The organism is Virgibacillus sp. GM2-2 (assembly GCF_055329585.1).
Genome location: NZ_JBUZWC010000007.1, coordinates 144,941 through 168,174 on the forward strand (window position 1 = coordinate 144,941; position 23,234 = coordinate 168,174).

At 37.4% G+C, this 23,234-nt stretch carries 18 protein-coding genes and 1 other RNA gene; 14 read left to right on the forward strand and 5 right to left on the reverse strand.

The genetic code is table 11. The features are described 5' to 3' along the window. Positions 1–364 precede the first annotated feature (364 nt). From proC to ssrS, 4 genes are all read left to right on the forward strand, one after another. Complete coding sequence (proC, locus tag ACY9Z2_RS10850) at positions 365–1,207, forward strand: pyrroline-5-carboxylate reductase (RefSeq protein ID WP_463609652.1); 843 nt, start codon at positions 365–367, stop codon at positions 1,205–1,207. 117 nt (positions 1,208–1,324) lie between these two features. Further along, a complete protein-coding gene (locus ACY9Z2_RS10855) occupies positions 1,325–2,920 on the forward strand; it encodes an acyl-CoA synthetase (RefSeq protein WP_463609653.1) in 1,596 nt (531 codons plus the stop codon). A 53-nt stretch (positions 2,921–2,973) separates the two neighbouring features. Continuing rightward, the gene (gene sspL / locus ACY9Z2_RS10860; RefSeq protein WP_463609654.1) at positions 2,974–3,114 is read left to right on the forward strand and encodes a small, acid-soluble spore protein L; all 141 of its coding nucleotides are present in this window, start codon (positions 2,974–2,976) and stop codon (positions 3,112–3,114) included. A gap of 48 nt (positions 3,115–3,162) precedes the next feature. Continuing rightward, a non-coding RNA gene (gene ssrS / locus ACY9Z2_RS10865) (6S RNA) lies at positions 3,163–3,346 on the forward strand. 99 nt (positions 3,347–3,445) lie between these two features. On the opposite strand, the gene ACY9Z2_RS10870 is transcribed toward ssrS, so the two are convergent. Next, positions 3,446–6,670 carry a M36 family metallopeptidase gene (locus ACY9Z2_RS10870; protein WP_463609655.1) on the reverse strand — a complete coding sequence of 1,075 codons (3,225 nt, stop codon included), beginning with the start codon at positions 6,668–6,670 and terminating at the stop codon, positions 3,446–3,448. Between the two features lie 526 nt (positions 6,671–7,196). Here ACY9Z2_RS10870 and ACY9Z2_RS10875 point away from each other — a divergent pair. The 4 genes from ACY9Z2_RS10875 to ACY9Z2_RS10890 all read left to right on the forward strand — a co-directional run bounded on the left by ACY9Z2_RS10875 (position 7,197) and on the right by ACY9Z2_RS10890 (position 11,812). Then, positions 7,197–9,017: a GAF domain-containing sensor histidine kinase gene (locus ACY9Z2_RS10875; RefSeq protein ID WP_463609656.1), complete on the forward strand. Its 1,821-nt coding sequence runs from the start codon at positions 7,197–7,199 to the stop codon at positions 9,015–9,017. A 3-nt stretch (positions 9,018–9,020) separates the two neighbouring features. Further along, positions 9,021–9,686, forward strand: coding sequence for a response regulator (locus ACY9Z2_RS10880; RefSeq protein ID WP_463609657.1), 666 nt, complete (start codon positions 9,021–9,023; stop codon positions 9,684–9,686). Positions 9,687–9,831: 145 nt separating this feature from the next. Beyond that, positions 9,832–11,283 carry a S8 family peptidase gene (locus ACY9Z2_RS10885; protein ID WP_463609658.1) on the forward strand — a complete coding sequence of 484 codons (1,452 nt, stop codon included), beginning with the start codon at positions 9,832–9,834 and terminating at the stop codon, positions 11,281–11,283. Between the two features lie 157 nt (positions 11,284–11,440). Next, on the forward strand, positions 11,441–11,812 hold the full coding sequence (locus ACY9Z2_RS10890) for a VOC family protein (RefSeq protein ID WP_463609659.1): 372 nt from the start codon (positions 11,441–11,443) through the stop codon (positions 11,810–11,812). Positions 11,813–11,854: 42 nt separating this feature from the next. Here ACY9Z2_RS10890 and ACY9Z2_RS10895 read toward each other — a convergent pair whose 3' ends face one another. Next, positions 11,855–12,469 (reverse strand): PH domain-containing protein, encoded by a 615-nt coding sequence (locus ACY9Z2_RS10895; protein ID WP_463609660.1) that lies wholly within the window; start codon positions 12,467–12,469, stop codon positions 11,855–11,857. A 228-nt stretch (positions 12,470–12,697) separates the two neighbouring features. Between ACY9Z2_RS10895 and ACY9Z2_RS10900 the strand changes: the two genes are divergently transcribed. Further along, positions 12,698–14,128 (forward strand): MDR family MFS transporter, encoded by a 1,431-nt coding sequence (locus ACY9Z2_RS10900; protein WP_463609661.1) that lies wholly within the window; start codon positions 12,698–12,700, stop codon positions 14,126–14,128. A 459-nt stretch (positions 14,129–14,587) separates the two neighbouring features. Here ACY9Z2_RS10900 and ACY9Z2_RS10905 read toward each other — a convergent pair whose 3' ends face one another. Then, positions 14,588–15,541 carry a DMT family transporter gene (locus tag ACY9Z2_RS10905; RefSeq protein WP_463609662.1) on the reverse strand — a complete coding sequence of 318 codons (954 nt, stop codon included), beginning with the start codon at positions 15,539–15,541 and terminating at the stop codon, positions 14,588–14,590. A gap of 360 nt (positions 15,542–15,901) precedes the next feature. On the opposite strand from ACY9Z2_RS10905, the gene ACY9Z2_RS10910 reads away from it, so the two are divergent. From ACY9Z2_RS10910 to ACY9Z2_RS10925, 4 genes are all read left to right on the forward strand, one after another. Beyond that, positions 15,902–16,054, forward strand: a complete 153-nt coding sequence (locus ACY9Z2_RS10910) for a small acid-soluble spore protein P (protein WP_463609663.1) — start codon at positions 15,902–15,904, stop codon at positions 16,052–16,054. 99 nt (positions 16,055–16,153) lie between these two features. Beyond that, the gene (locus tag ACY9Z2_RS10915; protein WP_463609664.1) at positions 16,154–16,711 is read left to right on the forward strand and encodes a GNAT family N-acetyltransferase; all 558 of its coding nucleotides are present in this window, start codon (positions 16,154–16,156) and stop codon (positions 16,709–16,711) included. A gap of 202 nt (positions 16,712–16,913) precedes the next feature. Then, positions 16,914–18,380, forward strand: coding sequence for an RNA-guided endonuclease InsQ/TnpB family protein (locus tag ACY9Z2_RS10920; RefSeq protein ID WP_463609665.1), 1,467 nt, complete (start codon positions 16,914–16,916; stop codon positions 18,378–18,380). 357 nt (positions 18,381–18,737) lie between these two features. Then, positions 18,738–18,911: a hypothetical protein gene (locus ACY9Z2_RS10925; protein ID WP_463609666.1), complete on the forward strand. Its 174-nt coding sequence runs from the start codon at positions 18,738–18,740 to the stop codon at positions 18,909–18,911. Positions 18,912–18,933: 22 nt separating this feature from the next. On the opposite strand, the gene ACY9Z2_RS10930 is transcribed toward ACY9Z2_RS10925, so the two are convergent. After that, positions 18,934–20,964, reverse strand: coding sequence for a metallophosphoesterase family protein (locus tag ACY9Z2_RS10930; protein WP_463609667.1), 2,031 nt, complete (start codon positions 20,962–20,964; stop codon positions 18,934–18,936). A 138-nt stretch (positions 20,965–21,102) separates the two neighbouring features. Between ACY9Z2_RS10930 and ACY9Z2_RS10935 the strand changes: the two genes are divergently transcribed. Continuing rightward, positions 21,103–21,597: a DUF4871 domain-containing protein gene (locus tag ACY9Z2_RS10935; protein WP_463609668.1), complete on the forward strand. Its 495-nt coding sequence runs from the start codon at positions 21,103–21,105 to the stop codon at positions 21,595–21,597. A 329-nt stretch (positions 21,598–21,926) separates the two neighbouring features. Here the strand turns inward: ACY9Z2_RS10935 and ACY9Z2_RS10940 are convergent, their stop codons facing one another. Next, the gene (locus ACY9Z2_RS10940; protein ID WP_463609669.1) at positions 21,927–22,862 is read right to left on the reverse strand and encodes an NADP-dependent oxidoreductase; all 936 of its coding nucleotides are present in this window, start codon (positions 22,860–22,862) and stop codon (positions 21,927–21,929) included. Positions 22,863–23,234: the final 372 nt, after the last annotated feature.

The following is a 23,234-nucleotide window of genomic DNA, read 5'->3' on the forward strand; positions in this document are numbered from 1 at the left end:
ATACTGACGTGGGATGTTATTCTACGCACATGCATCAGTCCATTTCTAATGGCACTAAATATTCGGTGCATCCACTCGGGATTATAATCAACAGATTTTTCAATAGAAAAAGAAATGACAATCCAAGTGAGTATTTTAAAGCTCCCTGTTTTGATAAAAATTAGTCCTCCATTTAGAGCGATATAAACAGATTAAAAGCGATGAGAAGTGATTTGGTGGGTCTTATTACGAAATGGAACCGCTTTCGCTCACTAATTGGAGCATATACATATCAATTTCTAGAAACCCCTTGAAACTTAATTCACAGATGTTAAGATACAAAGGTTGAATGATTGAACGAAAGCAAAAAATAGGAGTGATTTACATGTTAAAACATAAAACAATCGCTTTTTTAGGTGCGGGGAATATGGCAGAGGCAATGATTTCTGGCATGATTCAAACGGAAAAAGTACCTGCAAACCAAATTATTGTGACGAATAAATGTAATAAAGTGCGTTTGTATGAACTTGAAACTAAATATGGTGTAAAAACAATGCCGATTGATGAATTACCGTATGCTGAAATTGATTATCTTATTTTAGCAATGAAGCCAAAGGGTGCGGAAGATACACTTTTAACTATTAAAGATAAGTTAACAGATAAGCAGGTTGTTACTTCAGTATTGGCAGGAATATCAACCACCTATATGGAAGAAAGATTAAATGACGGTCAGCAGGTTGTGCGAGTAATGCCAAATACTTCAAGTATGATTCAAGAGTCGGCTACGGCTATGTCATTAGGTAAGAACACCAAAAAAGGTGAAGCTGATATGGTGAAGGAACTACTTGAATGCATGGGTAAAGTTTACATTATTGATGAGGATCAAATGGATGTATTTACTGGAATTGCTGGAAGTGGTCCTGCCTATTTCTATTACCTAATGGAGCAAATGGAGAATGTCGGGAAAGTTAACGGAATGGATAATGAGACTGCTCGAAAAATTGCAGCACAAACTGTGTATGGAGCAGCAAAAATGGTTATGGAAAAAGAAGAAACCCCTTCTGAATTAATCGATAATATTGTGTCACCAAATGGCACAACTGCAGCGGGGCTAGAGGCACTAAAAGAAAACAATGGTGGCGAGGCTATTTCAGAAGCCGTTAATCATGCAGCGAAACGTTCAAAAGAAATAAGTGAAGAGCTTGATAAAGTACTTATTCACTCATAACAGTATCCGGATATAAGTTTTACTACTTATATCCGGATTTTTTATTGCTTATTCCAGTTATCTGAAATAAACTAAAAGAGAGAAAATTCAATGTAATCTTATGGAGGAGTGGTTAGAATGAACATGCAGACAAATGATCATGAAGCACTTTCCAACATGTTAGAACGAGCACGAAGAAATACTTTAGGGGATTTATTGGCTAGAACACGAGAACGATATCCTGATAAGCTTGCCATAACGTATAAAGAACAACGACTTACATATGCAGACTTGGATAATGTCGTGAATCAAACAGCACATGCTTTTTTAGAACGTGGAATGCAGAAGGGCGATATGATTACAGTGATGTCTAAAAACAGCTTGGACTTTGTTGTTGTTAATTTTGCCTTAGCACGTATCGGCGCGGTTATGATTCCTATAAACTACATGCTTTCCATAGAAGACGTCCAATACATTGTTGCACATGCTGAAGTAAATGGTTTTATTGCTTCAGAGGAATATGCACTAGTTTTGGATAAATCGGAAGGAAAACGGAAAGTGAAACATCGCTACGTGATGGACACAAAAAATAATGATTTGGCCAACTGGGAGCTACTAGATACCCTGAAAAAGGGACAACCAATAGATTTTGTTGATGCTGAGATCGTCGATGACGATTTAGCACATGTTTTGTATACAAGTGGGACTGAATCGCGGCCCAAAGGCGTCATGCTTACTCATAAAAACTTAGTAAGTGAATATGTAAGTTGTATTGTTGATGGAAGAATGGAAGCGCATGATATCGCTATACATGCACTTCCGCTCTATCATAGTGCGCAGCTTCATGTATTTCTAGGGCCAAGTGTCTATGTAGGATCAAGTGGCATCATTCTTGGAGCTGCTAGTCCCGAAATTATTTTGAAAACAATTGAGGAAGAGGGGGCAACGCAGCTATTCTGTCCGCCTACTGTATGGATAGCCTTGTTACGTCACCCAGATTTTGATAAAAGAGACCTTTCTACATTGGAGAAGTGTTACTATGGAGCAGCTATAATGCCGCGGGAAATTTTAAAGGAGCTAGCGGAGCGACTTCCCAATGCGAAGTTCTGGAATTTCTACGGACAAACAGAAGTTGCGCCTTTGGCAACTGCGCTTCAACCGGAAGACCAGCTTCGAAAATTAGGTTCAGCTGGTAAAGCGTCGTTAAATGTTCAAACTAAAATAGTTGATGAGGAAGATAAAGAAGTACCACGTAACGAAATTGGTGAAATTGTTCATCGTACTCCACATGCGATGAAAGGGTATTTGCACGATCCGGAAAAGACTGCGGCAGCGTTTCGCGGTGGATGGTTTCACAGTGGAGATTTGGGTGTAATGGATGAGGAAGGTTACATTACGATTGTTGATCGAAAAAAAGACATGATTAATACTGGTGGTGTCAATGTTTCTAGTAGAGAAGTTGAGGAAACAATTTATCAGCTAGAGGGTGTTTCAGAAGTTGCTGTTGTTAGTATTCCAGATGCATATTGGATTGAGGCAGTAACGGCTATTATTGTAAGAAAAGAAGGGGCTCACTTAACAAAAGAGGATGTAATCGGCTATTGTAAGACGAAGCTATCGACTTTCAAGGTGCCAAAATATGTTGATTTTACGGATAGTTTACCTAAGAACCCGAGTGGCAAGGTTTTGAAACGAGCTTTACGTGATGAATACGAAGACCTAAGTTCGAAATAAGATCTGTATAAGGAATCATTGTTTTTGAAACACTAGTAATGGAGGTGTTTCGAATGAGTGAGAAAAACAAACTGTATAATAAAAATAAGGTCAATTCAAGTGTGAATCCTCAAGGGCAAACGGAGGATGAAGCAAGTAATAGACCACAATCAAAGCTTGAACACCGAGCAAAAAAGACAAATACAAAACGATAATGGGTAAATTTACTATTGCTATTTAATGTAGTAAGTTGTAAGATAATAAATAAGCTACAGTGTACGTATTAATTTAAGTTTTAACCTCTAACGTTGTAATAGGGAGTTTTACATTAAAGCTGAAATGTCGTGCCTCCACTGAGAGGAAGACAGGAAGGTTTTTGCAAACACCCACTTTGAGGAGTGGTGGTTTAAAACTTTTTATTGAATATACGGCAATTGTGGCTTTTAACTTTACTAATTAGCAGACCAGTTTCTTTTATGAGGCTGGTCTTTTTGTATAATAGAAAAAATGGACTGACTCGGAAAAAACGAGTCAGTCCATTTTTAATTATTCATACGGGCTAGTTGCTGTAAGTGTAAACGGTATGTTAGCTCCAGTATATAGACCAACATATACATATTTCGTTCCACCTGGAATCACACCGACTTCATCACCGCTTGCTGTTGCGATGTTGCCGATGAGCTCAAAGTTTTCATTGTAAAAGAAAACGTCAAGATCATAGGATCCGTCTCCAGGTCCAGCTACTTTAACATTGTGAATACCATCGCCAAATCTTTTTGGAATCGTTACGACATAACCATCGACCCCTTGTGAAGCTGGTTCTGGGTTCTGTGTTGTCACAAATTCATTTTGTGTTACTGCAAGTGTTGCATCTACTCCTGCAAGCAATCCGACACCAGTTCCAGGATTGCCTGCTTGGATGGTACCTTCTGCAGTAAAAGGTTCAGTTGGCTCAATGTCAAGCGGTTCAACCTTTGCTCTTTTATCTGAAAATACTTGAACTTCAGCCACTTGAACATAGCCTAATGAGTCGTCCTGTGCATGTTCTGCGACAAACTTAATGTAGTTTGCTTTGACAGGTGTTTCAGCGTTCCAGCTCTTATAGTTAAGGTCTGGAGCTGCTGGACGAGGTTTTCCTGCTTCAAAAGTACCATCCGCGATTTCCGTCCATTCTTGCCCGTCTTTAGAAGCAAATACCTTAAAGTCTTTTAATGCTGCAAAACGTGCTTTGGAAACATCCTTAAATGCACTTACTTGAACTTGAGAGACTTCTACAGGTTTGTTTCCTGCAAGGTCAATGATGAATTGTTCACCATCAAATTCGCCTTCCGTTTGTCGTGATGCATATACGCTAGCTTCCGTATCATCAATCACGTTTTTAACCGGATTACTACTTGATTCACTTGAAACAGAGTCGATTTCAGCACCGTTTGCAGAAGATGCAAGATTCGGTTCAAGCGCAATTTTTACAGTTTGATCTTCACCAGCAGTTATTTCAATATCCTCTAGTTTTCTTACCCCATAGCCACGTGTTTGGATGATCATATCATATGTGCCTTCAACCATTGGAATGGCGAAGTAACCTTGATCACTTGTGGTAGCAGTAGGGCTGATGCGTGCTTCAAACTCACTAACTAGTACACGAGCGTCTGGGATTGGTTTTCCAGTATCAGCGTTTACAACTTGTGCTGCAAAAGTTCCGTTTAGAGCGTCATCAGGATGATCAAATCCTGGATTAGGATCTGTATCATTTCCACCTTGAGAAGCAGCACTATATCCTAACCCACGTTGGGCAAAAGCTTTCCAGATAAGATCATAATGGTCACCGTTATAACGTAAAACATCTGATGCTAAGATCGCTGTTCGCATATCAACCATTGACGGATTCGGCGGAGAAATAGGCATTGCGTCGATTACAATTTGCTCGACAACTTTTGCACCCTTTTCTTCACCAAGCTCGCTTACCAATGCTTCACGTAGATGCCAGAGAATAGCTGCCCAAATTTCTCCATCAGCATGCACTTCGGGTCCAGTAATGTCATAACCAATATCACCATAGTTTAACGGGTTTTCATCAAGTGCCCAGTTGCGGATTCCCCGCTCATAGTTACCTGTTACATAAGCACCGACAATTGGCTCTTTTTGCAAGTCATTGGAAATTAAGTAATGCATCCCATAGAAGTCGCCCCAAGCTTCACCCATGGAACCAGATTGATGGCTACCGAGCGATTCTCCACCTGCAACGAGTCTTGAACTTAACGCATGTGTGTACTCATGATAAATAATCCCTGCATCATAGTCACCGTCTGCATACGCGCCTTCAAATGCTCCTGGAATTGGCTCCCAAAGAAACATTCCACTCCAGGAAGCAATACCATCTGGTAATGTTAACATGTAAGCATTGTCGCGCCCGGTGTAAGTCGGCTCTCCGCCAGATGTTGCTCCAGCTTGAGCAAGACCAAGTATTGGATCTCCTCCCATACCACCTTTTCCAAAGTTATTTACCTGCAAGTTTCCAGCAGGTTCTGTCCATCCAAGATTATAGAAATAGTCATGGAATAAGTTGTGTTGGTAAAATAAATTGGTAACTGCTGAATTGACATCTTCAGCATATGACGGTGGGACTGTTTGCCCTTCCGTACGTTGCCAAGCGTTTGAAAAAGCATAATTAAAATGACCCAATGGATCGATCGGTCGGATCAATCCTTCGCCTTCTGGAACAAGAAAGTTGCTCCAATTGGCATACGTATTAGCATTGTTTCCTTGCGTTGTGACTCCTAGTTCTTTTAATGGAAATACCCATCCGTTCGGAGATGCATTTGGATCTCCTTCGAACGATTTAATGACATGATCGGCGTGTGGTGCACCAGGATAGTTTTCAAAAATTAAACCTTCTGGACCTGCATAATCCACGAGTGAACGCTGGTAAAGCTTTTCGCCAGTAATTGCATTGATCACAACCTCAGATCCTACATCCAGTTCTTCAATAAAAAGGACTCGATAAGCAGGAATAGCTTCTGTAGATGTTAAAAAAACACTTTTTTTGACATATTGATCTGTTGGAAGAATATCGTTACCAGCGAATACTTTCCAACCGTTTTTATCCCCATCTAATTCCGGTGTGAAGTCAAGATTTGGTGCTAGCATAGAAGAAACAGTGGATAGGGCATCGGCAGCTGATAGCTTATATTCACCTGTAAGTTCTGTAGATCGCTGAACATTTCCTGCAACAGATAAGATTCTACCGTCTTTTGCGACAGAAACGATAAGACGTCCACCAAAGGCAGATTCGATTCCCTCAACCGTTTGCTGAAATGTGACCGGATGAAGTCCTGTTTCCTTCATCGCGTAATCACGTCGAACAGAGAGAGAATTGATATCCGCTTTCGTTAGGCCAAAAAGTGCTGCGTTTTCTTTTAGCCAATTTTTTGCAATATCAACCGCTTCACCTTCTGTTTTTTTTGTTAAATAACCTTCTTCTTTAACAATCATTGAAGGTGTACCAAAAGTATGATTCCAATTAATTTTCAACCCTAGACCGACATTCTGGACTAGCACATTTGCAGCATCTAGTTGTTTCTTAGTGGGTTGAACAAATTGATCTGTACGAATATCAAAGACAGTCTCATTCTCGTGTTGGTGACCTTTCACATTGGTTTCAGCAACGGGACCATTATCCTTACTTGTAACTGCTTGTGTTGTTATACTAGGGATAACGAGCATAGTTGCCATAAGAATTGCATAGGCTTTCTTACGATGCTTTTTCCGCATATTTTTCCTCCTTTAAGAATTTTGTGGACTTTAAGTCATCACATATTATTGCAGTTGATTTCTACAAGTGGAAACTTGGAAGTCCATTTTCGTAAAATTTAAAACTATTAATCATTTGAAGTGTACCACTGTGAAACCGCCACGTTAATGGATTCTGATCAAATTACTTCTTAAGTTGTAGCCAAAACTAACCTAAGATATAGTTAGATTAAGTAGGTACTAGAGTACATGTATGTAGAGGTGCCAGGCACTTTATCCAGCTGCTAGGAAAAGTGCTAGGCACCTCTTATCTTAGATCGGTTAATTTAGTACTTTAGAACTATTCCATTACCCCATTTAGGTAATGGAATTTCTAGTTAATTTTTGAGAGTATAGGAATACAAACTATTTCAGTTTGTGGTCTGGATTGGTCAGTGTTTAGCATTAGACCAATCCAGTTTTTTTATATAAATTATTCATACTATTGGAAATAAACGCAAACATAGAATAAAATAAATAAAACAAATGTAACGGCAGGAGAGTTCCTATGGATCAACAACTAAAAAGAAAAGAATGGAATGCTAAAATTTTTATGGCTGCTATTTCCCTAGTAGGCATGGTACTTATTCTTGTTTATACATTAAAGTTACCGACTCCCCACGCACCGGTTATTTTATTATTATTTGCTGTATTTCTTGGCATCTGTGAATACTACCCAATTCCTGTTTGGAAGGGACATACAACGATAAGTTTTCCAATAGTTTTTACATTGTATCTAGTTTTCGATCTACCATATACATTGGTTATTTATGCACTTGTTGTATTACTCGTTAATCTAATTAGCCATCGTCCTTCTCGTATCGTCTTTTTCAACGCTGCTCAATTAGTACTTAGCTTTTATGTATCTGTTAATCTAGTAAACAGATTGGACAATTATCTTTCTTTCCACTCGGAGATTCTGAATGACTTTATTAGCTATGGACTACTTTTAGCTTTATATCAATTGATAAACAACTTGATCGTTGACATTGTTTTATGGCTTAGGCCACAAGCCTACCCATTTCAATCTTGGAAACAGAAGACAGTTACAGAATTCAATAGTGCATTAATATCGCTGCTATATGGTTTCATGTTGTTCTTACTCGGCAGCCAAAATCGTGGCCAAATTGATTTTTTTTCCTTCTTCTTTTTCTTTTCACCACTCGTAGGATTATCACTCTTAAGTGCTGTTATTTTCCGGTTGAGAAAGGAGAAAAGCAGATTGAAAGCACTTTTCTCTATTACTTCAGAATTAAATGCGATGGTGCCAACCGATGACTGGCTAGACAGGGTAAAATCTAGTTTTCATACATTTGTAGATGTAGATGCTAGCGTTTTGTGGGTGAAGGAAAAAGGGAAATGGAGCAAAAGATACGCCGAGGGTGGCGTAAGAGAAAGTGATTCAATTTCTGAAAAGGAACTGGAATTATTTGAAGAAATGAATGAACCACTAGTTTATGATAATCGGAAACTTAATAGTGGTCCGGCGATAGACTGTTTCGATGAGTATATTAAATCGTTTGTTTATGCGCCACTTTTAATTGAAAAGGAATTAATCGGGGTATTCATTGTTGGAAGAAGTCGTACCAAAAGCTTTGGAGAAGACGATATTAGTTCCACAGCGACATTTGCTAATCAATTAGCAATATCAATAAAGACAAGAGTATTGATAAAAGAGCAGGAGAAACGATTAATACTTGAGGAACGTAATCGCATAGCTAGGGAAATCCATGATGGCGTTGCCCAGTCGTTAGCGGGAGCTGTCATGAGCCTGGAAACTGCCGAACGTAAATTTCATACGAAACCAGAGGATACGTTGAAGCTTATTTCTGGCAGTGTTTCAAAGTTAAGAGGCAGCTTAAAGGAAGTTCGTGAATCTATTTATGCGTTAAGACCTTATCCGACGGAACGTATTGGACTAATCCCTGCAATTACTAAAAAAGTAGAAAACGTGATTAATGAACACCAACTAAGGATTAACTTCGAGGTACGAGGAGATGAATGTAATTTAAGTTCCATGACTGAAAAAGTGATGTTTGATGTTTTTCAAGAGAGCATGGCGAACAGTCTTAAGCACAGTCAAACGGAACGAATACATGTCTTACTCAGTTATCAATCCCAACAAATTTTATTACGTATAAAGGATTATGGAATCGGTTTTTCATTATTTCATGCAATGATAAAGGCAAAAGACCAATCACATTTCGGTATTTTAAATATGAACGAATCGATTGAAAAAATTAATGGATCGTTACAAATCGAAAGTAGTGAGGGAAAAGGAACGGAAATCTCGATAACCATACCAAGAATGGGATTAGAAGGAGACTAAAAAATGATAAAAATAATGTTAGTTGATGACCATGCAGTGTTACGTGATGGTCTTAAAAATATCATTGAATTAGAGAACGATATTCAAGTGGTTGGTGAAGCTATTTCTGGGGCTGATGTTTTGGCACAAGTAGATGATATACAACCTGATATTATATTGATGGATATAAATTTACCTAACAAAAATGGAATCGAAGTGACGAGTGTATTAAAAGAAAAGTATCCTAAAGTTAAAATTTGTATCTTAACGATGTACAGTCATGACGAATACTTTATGTCTGCAATTCGTGAAGGAGCTGATGGGTATTTGTTAAAGGATGCACCATCAGAACAGGTAATAGATGCAATTCGTACGATTGCTAAAGGAGAATCGGTCATTCATCCTTCCATGACTAAAAAGCTACTATCCCTTCATCAAGAGAAAAGTGGAGCAGAAATGGAGAATTCAACCGAATTAAGCGAGCGAGAAAAGGAAGTGCTGGTTTGTTTGGTTGAAGGTCTAAGCAATAAAGAAATTGCCTCAAAATTGTTTATTAGTGATAAGACAGTAAAAGTACATGTTAGCAAGATATTTAAGAAATTGGATGTGAAAAGTAGATCTCAGGTTATTATTTATGCCGTGCAAAACCAACTGGTCTCTATTCCATTTATGCGGAAGGACAAGGAATAAAGTCGTACCACTGTACTACTTTTGGATGATTGAAAATAATACCTCCAATAAACTTTTTACAACCATTGCTCAATAGATAATATTCCCACTCCGTTTTACAATTAATATATTGTTAGAAAATTTAATTTTTCAGGAGGAGAAGCAATTGAAAAAGTTTATTCATCTAGTGTTAATAGTTGGATTAGTGTTTCCGCTTGTATTTACTGGAGTACCTAAAGCAAGCGCAGTCACCTCTTACTCAGTGGCAATTGATCCGTTGTTACAACAAGCAATAGAAAACGGTGAGAATCAATTCCAAGTAATTATAACGTTCTATGGCGATGGAAAACCTACATTCCAAAATGTGAACCTTTTAGAGCAGGTAGGTATAACAAAGGGAATTACACTTAAATCGTTACCGATGGTTGGTGCGATTGTTTCCAAACAACAGATTGAAATATTGAAAGAAAAGGATTCTATACGTTCTATTTATCTAAATCGTCAACTTTCGTATTTTAATGCAGAGGCAACTGAAGTAACTGGAGTAGACAAGGTACGTACCGACGATGAAATGAGAAAACAAAATGGCGGTCTCCCTCTAACTGGTAGTGGAATTGGAGTAGTTGTCAACGATAGTGGTGTAGACGGAACACATCCAGATATTGAATATGGAAGTCACCTCGTTCAAAACGTAATGGCAAGTGTGAACTTAAATAGTCTATCATCGGGTCTCTTGCCAATTACCTACGTAGAAAATGTTCCAAATACAGATACGAATTCCGGTCATGGTACCCACGTTGCTGGTACAGTTGGAGGAACTGGTGAAATGTCTGGAGGGATGTATGAAGGTGTTGCTCCGGGTGCTGATTTAATTGGCTATGGTTCAGGGGCCGCATTATTCATTTTGGATGGTATCGGTGGATTTGATTATGCGATAACCCATCAATCTGAATACAATATCCGTGTAATCACAAATTCTTGGGGCTCTTCTGGAGAGTTTGATCCCGATCACCCTATAAATATAGCGAGTAAAGTGGCGTATGATCGTGGTATTACGGTTCTATTTGCTGCTGGAAATGCTGGACCGGAAGAAAACACGCATAATCCTTATGCAAAAGCACCTTGGGTAATTTCAGTTGCAGCAGGTTTAAAAGATGGCAAGACACTAGCTGACTTTTCATCTCGTGGTACAGAAGGAAAAGGTGGTACGTTTGAAATTGATGGAGAAACGTGGACTTGGGTAGATCAGCCGACGGTAACTGCACCAGGTGTAGACATTATTTCAACTAGAACATTGTCACCTATTCCGGTTTTAAGTGCAACCAAAGATGCAGAATTAATTGAACCAGCATATTTACCTTATTACACGACATTAAGTGGAACTTCTATGGCGACACCACATGTAGCAGGAATTGTTGCGTTAATGCTAGAAGCAAACCCATTATTATCTCCTGCCGAAGTAAAAGATATCATTCAACAGACAGCTACTGAAATGCCAGGATATGAAAGGTGGGAAGTTGGAGCTGGGTATGTAGATGCTTATGAAGCAGTTAATCAGGCCTTTGAAGCGGATCAACAAACGGCAAGTCATAAAAAAGCTCATCCTGTAAAAAATTAATGGAGGCTTAATATATCACATAAGAGATCAGTTTCTAAACAGAAACTGATCTCTTATGTGTAAATGTATAAGTAAAACTTAACATACATGATTATAAAATAGTATTATCCTTAAATCCTTTTATAAGCTATGATTTGACTGGAGGGAGGATAAATAAATGACATACCATTTCGAAGTCATTGATCACGTTCAGTTAGCGGCACCAGTAGGGGGAGAAGATAAAGCAAGAGAGTTTTTTGCTGCGTTACTTGGCTTTGGGGAAATAGAAAAACCAGAAGAACTGAAGAAAAATGGTGGGATATGGTTTGAAGCTGGTTCCATTCAATTACATATCGGAATAGAGAAAGAATTTACTCCAGCTAAAAAAGCGCATCCTGCATTTCGAGTTAAAAACATTGACGCCTTTAAGGAATATTTGCTTAGTAAGGAAGTAGACGTGATGGAAGATGACCGTCTGCCAGGTGCTAAACGATTTTATGTAAATGACCCATTCGGGAATCGGTTAGAGTTTTTAGAGTGGGTGAAATAATTCAAATTAGATACCCCGTCAAATGGTGACGGGGTACGTCTTTTAGTTATTTATATAACGCTCGAAAATGTAGCCGAAGTCTTTTACACTATATTTATCTTTATTTTCCACTAGCCAAGAAAAGGCAGCTTCGTTGATCTCTTTAAATTCATCAGATAGCTTGCTTTCATTACTTCTACTATGACTTAGCGTACTTGAGGCGAAATCTAAACTTTGTCTTGAATAGTTAATATACGTTTCGTTATTTCTAGTAGTCTCTGCGATCATAAGTAATGCTTTGTATAAATCTTTTAGATCATCTAGGTGGTCCTTATGAACGTCAATACTATGTACACTATTCCCCATTTTGAACTGGATTTCAACATCTCTGTCTAATGTTCCTGCTGTCTCAAGAACTACGTCTGAGATAGTGTTATGGCGATAATCAAAACGACGAAGGGTACGTTTTTTACTTGCAGCACTTGTACCATCCACATGAATTAGAGCTTTATTTGTAAAGCAATATTCATCTGATCGCGATTTAATCAAAAAGAATATTTTTTCGTCATCTTCGTGCATTACATAATCATCTGAATCCACTTTGTCATAATCTACAGGTTTAATTACCTTTCCGACATCACTAATCCCAAGTACATCTGATGCTACTTTTCCAAACATAAAATCATTCCTCTCCTTCAAATAATCTATACATATGCTAGCTACTTTCATTGTAACACAAGAGATAAAATTTCTTTGTAAATAAATTGTATATTTAGAATGGTTTGTTTTATGTTGTTGTCTGATTAGAAGCTCCTACAATTGACATTGAGGTTGTTACTTCCATATAATGAATGCTTACTACAACGAATTTTTTTCCATATAGATGAGTGGCGAGAAGGAGAAAAAATGAAAAAAAATTACACGGAGAATGTAGAACAAATAAATAAACTTCCGATCGTTGCTGTGTTACTCACCGGTGCTTTTGTAGCGATACTTAACCAATTGCTTTTAGCTACAGCAATTCCTCATATAATGGAGGATTTGCATCTTACGGAAAACACTGCCCAATGGGTTACTACTATTTTCATGCTAGTAAATGGAATCATGATACCCATAACAGCTTTTTTAGTGGAAACCTTTACGACACGCAGGTTGTTTTTAACGGCAATGATTATTTTTGCGATTGGAACATTGATTTGTGCACTATCACCTAATTTTGCTGTATTAATGATAGGCAGAGTTGTGCAAGCCTCAGGTGCAGGCATTATGTTGCCACTAATGATGACCATATTCTTATTAATTTTCCCTGTTGAGAAACGTGGTTCTGCAATGGGAATGGTAGGTTTAGTTATTTCTTTCGCACCAGCGCTTGGACCGACAATTTCCGGCTGGGTTGTGCAACATTATCCTTGGAGGTACTTATTTTATATTATTTTGCCAATCGCAATTATCGATATCATCGTAGCTTATTTTGTTATGAAAAATGTAACTACTAGAACATTTCCAAAGGTTGATTATTTATCGATTGTATTATCCACATTTGGTTTTGGAGGATTACTGTACGGGTTTAGTAGTGCAGGGAACTACGGGTGGACAAACAAGTATGTCATACTCTCATTATTAGTAGGTGCGGTGACATTAATGCTGTTTATTCTAAGGCAGTTTAAATTGAAGCAACCAATCTTGGAATTCCGGGTTTTTAAATACAATGTATTTACCATTACTACGATTATTGGAATGATCGTCTTCATTGGTCTTATTGGGGCAGAAACAATTCTACCTATCTATATGCAAAATATGGCTGGGTTTACTGCTCTTGAATCAGGAATTATGATGATGCCAGGTGCGCTGCTTATGGGATTCATGTCTCCAGTAACAGGAAGAATTTTTGATAAAATTGGTGCACGATGGTTAGTAATTACGGGATTATCGATTGTAACTATAACTACATTTTTGTTTACAGACTTAAGTGCGGAAACATCATTAATGTATCTGACAATAGTATTTGCTGTTCGAATGTTTGGAATCTCGATGGTCATGATGCCTGCGACTACTGCAGGGTTAAATCAGCTGCCGAATCGTCTCATACCACATGGAACAGCGATGAATAATACAATGCGGCAGGTTGCAGCATCCATTGGAACTGCCATTCTAATTACTATAATGACTGCAGCTGCATTAACAGATGATCCGAGCGGACTGATTCATGGTGTTAATATAACGTTTTACGTGACTACTGGAATAACAATTATAGCGTTAATATTGTCCTTTTTTATTAAGGGAACTACCCCTGCTGAAGAAAGAGAAGCACTGGCACGCGCAGAAGGAAATAGCTAAAAAAACTGTTATGCGGATTTGCATAACAGTTTTTTTAAATCTAGGTGACATATAGGCTCGCAGTCGAAGGAATTGGCGAACTAGTGAAAATTTAAATTTAGCTTCGACCGCTACGGAAAGCGACTGTCTGGAGCGGAAATCAACATAGCACTTACTTAGTTCGCAGTATACGGATACTGGGAACAAACATTTTATCATTACTACTATAAAAATTAAATTAAGCGGACACCAGATACCTTATTTGCATAAAATTAGGGCAAAAGTGTATGTTAGCGGACACAGGATACCTTATTTAGCAAAAGAGCCTGATTTCAACTCGTATTTACCTAAATAAGGTCTCCTGAGTCCGCTTGACCCATAAAACACGTCCAAAAAGTGAAAATAAGGGCTTCTGTGTCCGCTACTGACTAGTCTCGCCGGCTCGATCTAGTTCGCGGTTTTATATAAATGATCCGATTCTCATTCCCCAGATACTTTCTTATAAACAAGCATCTTTTTACGATTTCCAAGAGAAGATACAACACTATGTAGGATCATTCCAATCACGACTAAAGCCATACCAGCAAATGATACCAAGCTTGGAAGTGGGGCACTTAAAAATATAAGTTCCCCGAATAAAGCAAAAACGACTTCTCCTGATTGTGTGGCTTCGATTGCAGCAAGTTTGTGATTATCATGACTCACAAGTTCTGTAGCATAGAAAAATAATACCGTAGCAATAATCCCCGATGAGACAGCAACAATTAATGTTTGGAATACCTGATTTGAAGTTGGCGCACCTTGTGTTGTCATTCCATAAATAGACAATAGAATCCAGAATGGCATACTAGTAATAGTCATCCCTAGTATACGCTGAAATGTGTTTAATTCACCGTTAACGATTTGCATCATCTTCCGATTGCCAAGTGGGTATGAAAATGCAGAAATGATAATTGGCAATATACTTAACACAACATTGATAAATGGAACAGAGGATGCATGTTCAGCTTGCATGAGAAAAATACCAGCTAGTATAATGAACGATATAAAAATGCTTCGAACAGGAATACGCTGTTTTTTACCTTTACTTAACAAAGGAACTAATAATGACCCAGCTATAATCGTAATTTGGAATGTAGATGCAACGAGCCATCCAGGACCATAAATAGTAGCAAATGTAAGTGGAGCATAAAAAAATCCAAACCCAACTGTACTCCAAATGATCCATGGTAAGGGTTGAGCCCTGATATGGCGTATAACAGGTTTAACGTTTCGTTTATAACCAACAATGATAAGTAATAATGGCAGCATAAAGAAGAAACGAAGCGTAGCACTCCAAACCCAACTACCTCCGTCAAGCTCCATCGATCGATTTAAAACAAATGTTACGGAGAAAAACAATGCAGAAAGTATACCAATTATCGTTGCCTTCATCATCTCACCTCTAAGTAAACCAATATACGTATCATATCAAATCAAAGCCTGTATAGGAAAGATATTTTTACCCGCCTTAACGAGCATTAAAATCCATTCTTCAAGTTCCGATTCAGTGGGAGAAGAAAACCCACTGAATGAAGTTTCACTTTATCCCGCCATAACGTACAGTAAAATCCCTTCTTCAAGATGACGCAGAAAATTGGTAAACATTAAGAAGGGATTCAACTGCACGTATTGGTCCGATTCTGTTCAACTAACATTCAGTGGGAGAAGAACCCCCCACTGAATGATGTTTCACTTTATGCATAAATTGCTATTGTCTTTCAGAAACTATTAGTTAGAAAGGAGCGTATATATATGTCTAAAAATCCTAAAGGTCCAAAGCAACAAGAACAACCGAATTTACCAAAAAGTCCAAAGCAACCTTACGGCGAACCGCTAAGTGGCTCCCATAAGGTGAAAAATAGAAATCATTCTAGACAGAAACATAACGAATCACATGATATGTAGTAGGTGAATGCCTGGTACTTTTTCTGGAAAACTGGAGAAGGTATCGGGCTTCTTCATGTTATAATAGGTGAAAAATGGAAGTATAGGGGATTGAACGTAATGGATAAAAAGAATTATTTCCCGGAATTCGAAACATCTAGACTGATACTTAGGGAGTTCCGAATGGACGATAAGGATTTTGTCTATGATCATTTTTCAAATGAGGATGTTTGTAGATATTTGTATGATGAAGAAACGTTTACAAAGATGGATCAAGCTGTTGAACTAATTGATTTCTTTTCGAAACCTGGAGAGAAAACCTACAATCGTTGGGGATTGGAACGAAAAGATAATGGTCAATTAATAGGGACGTGTGGCTTCCATCTGTGGGATAAGCGCAACAATATAGTTGAAATTGGATACGATTTAAGTCCTGATCATTGGGGACAGGGTTATATGGAAGAAGCGTTGAATCCAGCATTAGTTAATGCGTTTGAAAATATGGGTCTAAACAGAATACAGGCCTTTGTTGCAGTGGATAACAGTAGCTCGACAAAGCTGCTAGAGAAATTAGGCTTCAAAAATGAAGGGATTATTCGTGATAAACACCTTTATCATGGAAAATATTATGATCATTTCTGCTTTTCGTTGTTAAAAAGGGATTGGAATAAGGACTGATGAATAGATGACAGCAAAATTAAACGGTTTAGACCCAATCATTTCAGATAACCCCAAAGTATTGATTCTCGGGTCTATCCTTTAATTCAAAAGGACTCCTTTTTCACATTTTCGTGTAAAAATTAAGTGGGAGGTGAATTGGCGGTTCGCGATTTTTTGTTAGGTTTCTTAACGCATCTGTGGTATTATTATATACAAACGTATGTTCGGAGGTGAAAATACATTGAAAGAAAATAAAAATTATAAAACCATGCAAATTTGGGTAAAAAAAGGACATCGTATGCATGCCTATTTCCAAGAAATGTGTCAGAACTCCAAAAATATACACAACACCACGAACTTTTATATCCGCCAAGTGTTCACTGGATTAACACAAAACAAACAGTCATTACACCCCTTGCAAAAAGAAGTATTAGAATCCATTCACGAACACTTGCCAAAAATCAACGAGAATCAACGTTTGGTGTATCATAAAAAACGAATAAAAGAAAAAACAAAAGCGATGGATATACAAAAAGAATTCCAATGCAATTTGTTTGAAGCACCAACTACACAAAAACCATACGTTGACTATACCTTTCTAGATGCACTTTTTAAGTCCATGAGTCAAAAAGATTACCGTGCTTTACCAATACAATCTAGCCAAAGTGTAATGAAAACAGTTTTTCAAAACTGGAAATCGTTTTATGGTAGTTTAAGAGAATTCAAGGCTAATCCTTCAAAATTTAAATCAAAACCTAAAATACCTGGCTATTGTCGTTCAAAAGAAAAAGAAATTTCTTTTTCGAATCAAGATTGCGTGATAAAAGAAAACAGGTTTTTAAAATTCCCAAAGATTAAGGAACGGCTTAACATTGGGAAATTGGGTTATACAGATGGAAAACTAAAACAAGTTCGCGTAAATCCAAGGTATGGACATTATGTCGTTGAACTGATTTTTGAGATAAAAACGGCAGAGAAAACAAGAACAACGAACAATCGCATTATGTCAATTGATTTAGGGATTGATAACCTTGCAACCATTGTCACAAACACAGGACGAAGACCTGTATTAGTGAAGGGCAAAAATATTAAATCGATAAATCAACGATATAACCAACTTAGAGCGCGGTATGTTGGCATTATTCGCTGCGGAAAAAATGCAAAAGAAGGGCTGTTTACATCAAAAAGGTTAGAAAAAATCAACAACAAACGCCATAGCCAGCTAAAAGATTTGTTTCATAAGGCAAGTCATCAAATTGAAAAGATTGCAGTGAAAGAAGATATTGATACGATTGTAATCGGTCAAAACAAAGAGTGGAAACAACACACCAATATGGGTAAGAAAAACAATCAATCGTTCACTAGCATCCCGCATAGCCATTTCATTCAAATGATCACCTATAAAGCGGAACGTCATGGTATTCAAGTGATTGTAACCGAAGAATCCTATACCTCAAAGGCTAGCCTTCTTGATAATGATGACATGCCCGTTTACGGAAAAAGTGATACAAATAAAACATTTTCCGGTAAGCGTATTACACGTGGCATTTATCGCTCGAAAAACGGAGCAATCGTTAACGCAGACGTAAACGGTTCTGGAAATATCATGAGAAAAGTATTCGCGAATGCTATTGAAGAAGTATGCCATAAAACATTATTACAACCAACAACGTTGGTGTTGAAGTAAAAAAAGTAATCCCAAAGGCAGGACCAATGGGGTAGCGGGGTTGGGTGTTTTTAGCACACCAATGTGTCAACTCCACTGGTGGTTAATCGTCGGTTAAAGTCGAAACCCCAGAAACCCCCACTTCAAGTTTTGTGAGAAATGAAGTGGTGGGAGTATTCATGCCAAGTGCCTTGTCTATCAAAAACCAACAATATTATGGAAACCACGAAATCATTTTTGGGGAATTTTATTCGAACTATTTAATCAGAAACCACTCGATAACTATCAAGATAAGATTGCCTTTATCAATCAATTAGCCTTATGGGATGTAATTGGTGCTTGTTATCGTGAAGGAAATTTAGGTAGTAGTTATTACAGATGAAGAACCGAACGATATTACAGGGCTACTTAATCAGTACCCATTCATTCAGCTCATTGCTTGTAATGGAACAAAATCCTACCAAACATTCGATTTTGGAAGTGGATGTAATAGAACTTCCTTCAACTAGTCCGATTCCGGGTAAATATAAAAAGTCATTTGTGGGGAGATAGTGGAATGGAGTCAGATATTGGATTATTTAGCTTGTTTGTAGGTGAGTTCTTTTGTCTGGTTTCCGTTATATAATAACAACCGATTCGTAACAGATTCAGTACCTACTGAAATTAAACCAATATTATTGTTAGTTTCAATAATGGAACCATTAGATGAAGTCAAGTAGTTGATTTTTTCTCGCCATTTATGTTTCTGAAGGATTTTCTCGTTCTTCAGAAGATTATTATGCTGATCACAAGATCGGTAAATCGCCTGTTCTTTTCTTTTCCTCGAGTTGAACCAAACTGTACGTTTAATTAACCATCCCCATAGTCCTGAGAAACTCATATTATGAATTGGGCTACTAGTAAATTGATGGATTGTGAGCGTTTGTTTATTATCAAATTCTACGTTGGATTTTACCACACCTGCATAATGAACATCGCCAGATAAAATAAAACATTGACTTGGCCTCCATTCTGCCAACTGTTGCAAAAATTGGTTAAACCCTTTACCGTTATATTTCCATGCTTCAAAATCAAATGAATACCTCATCGGTAATCCAAGAATTCGTAATGGATAAACATAATCTTGCAGAAAAGATTCAATAACACCGATCCCGTATAATGGTGTAGGTGAAACAATTGCTAATCTTTCACCTTGCTTCCGGCCACTTTTTTCTATACTTCCAGCTATTTTTTTCCAACTATTTTTGCTGATTAGTTGCGGAGCATTAACGTCTTCGGCAACAGTACAACCAAACCGAATTGGCTCAGGAATTAGATCATACGCACGCATTGTTCTTGTATCTAGAAATAATGTTTTTGGATTGGTTGGTGTAACAAAATACCAGGATTGAAAAGTAAGTATGCTTTCTTTTGATTTCTGTCCTTTTACCATCTTGAGAAAATCGTTATGGAATGCAGTTGGATTGTTTCCCCATCCCTGAAATAAAAAATATGCCTCTAAGCCATTTGAAATAACCTCCCTTCCTAATGGTTCTCCATAAACTTGACTCCGCCATTCTGCTGAAATATTCCAGTCATCCGTAATATCATGGTCATCGAAAATCATGTAGGTAGGTATATTGGCAAGAACCCGCCTAACATGAGGCAATGTTTGGATGAATTTTTGTAGCTTTTTCGTCTGAACATGATAGCGAAACTCGTGGTTTTCGTATTCCTCAGCTCGTTGATGATGAAAAGAAGGTCCGTTCGGATACATAAAATAAAATTTATCATCTATCATTAATTGCTCGAATGTCGATAGGTCACTCCATAACGATGGTCCAAATGCTAACAGATAATGAACAGCATATTCACTAAATCGCATCATATGATTAGCGGCATTACGTGATGTGAAATGACAAAAATGTTCCATAATAAACTGTCTTCCATGAATTTGATCAATGGCTGATTGAAAAGATTGTTTTGTTAATCGTTCATCGGTATCAGATAAATCTTCATATTTATCTCCCATAAGCGTCTTACTCCATGAATTTATCATGTGAAACAACGGATCAGCTACGTCATCTGCATAAATTTGATCCCCCATAAGAAATAAATTGTTTGGTCTATTTTTCACATCATTTTTTTCAATAGCATGGTCCACACTTACGAAGGAACTTTCACCTTCTCCATGGGCTTTTCTGCATGATCCGTATAAGATATTACACGAGTTCTTTTCCTGGATAGAAAATGTAGGATAGGAAAGGTTGCCATAAACAATTGATGCTGAATTATCAGGATTTAGAAGGTTGAAGCTGGATAGATCAAATTGGTTATTATTATATTTTAGGTAAAGATTATATCCAATTAAGGCATCCGTTGGAAAAGTTTTTTTAACAGGATTGATTTTCACTAAATGGACGTACATATTTTCTCCAGCCTGTATTGTATTCACCTCAGAAAAAGTATCAATTAATTCATACTTGGGACTGCTTTTATCATTAAATATTATATGATAGAAAGTAGCATTCAAGTCGAAGTTCTTACTCGTAGCAAGCCAAATATATACGCTTGTTGGCTCAACACGACGCACAATTGGACCTGATAGAATAGCTAGAATCTCCATATTAGCCCCTCCGTTTTCTAATGAATTTTTTCTGTATTTTATTCAAGGAAGGGATTCCTGTTCGTCGAAAAAAGGATATTGTGTAGTTCTGTGGAATTTATAGTTAGGACAATTCTATGGTTAAAGGAGATGGTTGAAATGAAAAAGATAATTCAGCTATTATGTTTCATGAGTCTGATATTGATAGTAGGGTGTACTGTTCAAAATGAATATGAAAAGATTACCTTTCCTGAAGATATCCCAGACTTTGTTCAGAAACAGGATCTTGCATCAATTGATTGGGAAAGAAAAGCTACGAAGTTTGGCGATAGAGATATTATTGGAAATGAGAACAAATCAGGGGTTATTGGAATGGATATGCCGAGTTTAGATCGTCAAAAGTGGATGTGGCATCTATGGGGGGTTAATAATCCTCAAAAAAAAGAGTTAACCGTAGTAGGCTTTCATAAAAAGTCTGAAACAGTACATCAAATTCTTGTGAGTGGTTGGACAATAACATTAGGGGGAGAAAATAACGGTGCTGATGCGCACGTTCCTTCAAGTGTTCATATACCGAAACCAGGAGAGTGGGCGTTTTTGCTTTACAATGATGAAAAATTGTTCGATATTTTGGTGTATGAAATCAATGAGTAGTCAAAAAGTCTAAAAAGCAAATAATGCTTGATAACTCCAAGCATTTGCTTGTTAAAGGACACTGAGCCCCTTATTTTCACTTTTCACATTGTTTTATGGGTTAAGAGGACTCATGGTGCCTTATTTAGGAAAAAATCAGGTTGAAATCGAGCTTTTTGTACTAAATAAGGTACCTGTGTCCGATTATTATTTTAGTAGTAATCTTAAATGTTTTTTCTCAGTATAAGGTATAAATGGACATAGTAATAACTAGGTTTTTCTTATAACGTCAGAAAGCATTATGTTAGACTTTATCGTGTCTTCCAAAGCGCTTGCGCTTTTCTTAATTACTATTTAATTTTAATTACAATTTTTCCTTTTGCATGATGGCTTTCACTTAATTTATGAGCATCACGTAAACCGGTTTGACTAAACGGAAAAGTGTGACCGACGTTTGTATTCACATGTTCCCGCTTGATTAAATTACCAAGCTCAGCAAGCTGTTTTCCACTTGGTTCTAACCAATGAAATCCTGCGGTAACATTCTTTGAATTAGCAACCTCTTCATCTGGAGGCTGAACAACAGAAACCAATTTTCCGCCTTTTTTCAACACGTCAAAGCTCTTTTCTTGAACATCTCCACCAATTGTATCGAGGACGATATCGTAATCATTTATTACATCTTCAAAATTTTGTTCTTTGTAGTTAATAAATTCATCAACGCCTAATTCTTTAAGAAACGCTTCATTTTTTTCACTTGCGGTAGATGCCACGTAAGCCCCGAAGCTTTTGGCAATTTGAATGGCGAAACTACCAACCCCACCTGAACCTGCATGAATCAATACTTTATCTCCTGATTTTATTTTGGAAAAGTCAACAAGGCATTGCCATGCAGTCAGACCTGCTAATGGTACAGATGCTGCTTCTTCAAACGTAAGGTTTTCAGGCATTTTGGCTAAAAGTTCTTCGTCGATAGCAGTATATTCTGCATACGTACCATTCGCAGTTGTTTCAGGTCTGGCGAAAACACGATCACCAATTTGAAAATTGGTAACGTTTGAACCAACATCACAAATAACACCTGCAGCGTCCCAACCTAAAATGATAGGGAAATGAAATGGAAGCATTTCCTGTAGATATCCCTCTCTAAGCTTCCAGTCTATTGGATTGATGGAAGTCGCATACAATTCCACGAGTACTTGATTGTCTTCTATTGATGGTGTTGGAACTTCTTTTTCAACTAATTGATCAGAGGAACCGTATGCCTCAATAACTATTGCATTCATGTTACAATTCCTTCTTTCTGTATTATAACTTTTAAAAGTTGGGTATGGTTTATTAATTACCTATACATGTGATGATAAACCTATAAAGTGTACGATCCAAATAATTTGTTTAGTGGATGCAACAATTGTCGAAATATGATGATTCAATTATGACAATCGTGTATAATAGAAGAAAGAATTGATTAATTAGGGAATTATGCTATATAATTATCTTGATTTCAAGATAATTAAATGAAAAGTTGGTTGTTTTTTGAAAGTGTAAAGAATAGAATAACAAAGTGAGGCGGAGAAAGGGGGTCGTAAGTTGCAGCTTACGACCCCAGGACAGGTATCCGCGAGGCGATACGACTTTATGTCGGGATTGAAAAAAGT

Coding starts and splice junctions, on each gene's coding strand:
- proC (WP_463609652.1), top strand. CDS start 365: ATGTTAAAACATAAAACAATCGCTTTTTTAGGTGCGGGGAATATGGCA.
- ACY9Z2_RS10855 (WP_463609653.1), top strand. CDS start 1,325: ATGAACATGCAGACAAATGATCATGAAGCACTTTCCAACATGTTAGAA.
- sspL (WP_463609654.1), top strand. CDS start 2,974: ATGAGTGAGAAAAACAAACTGTATAATAAAAATAAGGTCAATTCAAGT.
- ACY9Z2_RS10870 (WP_463609655.1), bottom strand. CDS start 6,670: ATGCGGAAAAAGCATCGTAAGAAAGCCTATGCAATTCTTATGGCAACT.
- ACY9Z2_RS10875 (WP_463609656.1), top strand. CDS start 7,197: ATGGATCAACAACTAAAAAGAAAAGAATGGAATGCTAAAATTTTTATG.
- ACY9Z2_RS10880 (WP_463609657.1), top strand. CDS start 9,021: ATGATAAAAATAATGTTAGTTGATGACCATGCAGTGTTACGTGATGGT.
- ACY9Z2_RS10890 (WP_463609659.1), top strand. CDS start 11,441: ATGACATACCATTTCGAAGTCATTGATCACGTTCAGTTAGCGGCACCA.
- ACY9Z2_RS10895 (WP_463609660.1), bottom strand. CDS start 12,469: ATGTTTGGAAAAGTAGCATCAGATGTACTTGGGATTAGTGATGTCGGA.
- ACY9Z2_RS10900 (WP_463609661.1), top strand. CDS start 12,698: ATGAAAAAAAATTACACGGAGAATGTAGAACAAATAAATAAACTTCCG.
- ACY9Z2_RS10905 (WP_463609662.1), bottom strand. CDS start 15,541: ATGAAGGCAACGATAATTGGTATACTTTCTGCATTGTTTTTCTCCGTA.
- ACY9Z2_RS10910 (WP_463609663.1), top strand. CDS start 15,902: ATGTCTAAAAATCCTAAAGGTCCAAAGCAACAAGAACAACCGAATTTA.
- ACY9Z2_RS10915 (WP_463609664.1), top strand. CDS start 16,154: ATGGATAAAAAGAATTATTTCCCGGAATTCGAAACATCTAGACTGATA.
- ACY9Z2_RS10920 (WP_463609665.1), top strand. CDS start 16,914: ATGTTCGGAGGTGAAAATACATTGAAAGAAAATAAAAATTATAAAACC.
- ACY9Z2_RS10925 (WP_463609666.1), top strand. CDS start 18,738: ATGAAGAACCGAACGATATTACAGGGCTACTTAATCAGTACCCATTCA.
- ACY9Z2_RS10930 (WP_463609667.1), bottom strand. CDS start 20,964: ATGGAGATTCTAGCTATTCTATCAGGTCCAATTGTGCGTCGTGTTGAG.
- ACY9Z2_RS10935 (WP_463609668.1), top strand. CDS start 21,103: ATGAAAAAGATAATTCAGCTATTATGTTTCATGAGTCTGATATTGATA.
- ACY9Z2_RS10940 (WP_463609669.1), bottom strand. CDS start 22,862: ATGAATGCAATAGTTATTGAGGCATACGGTTCCTCTGATCAATTAGTT.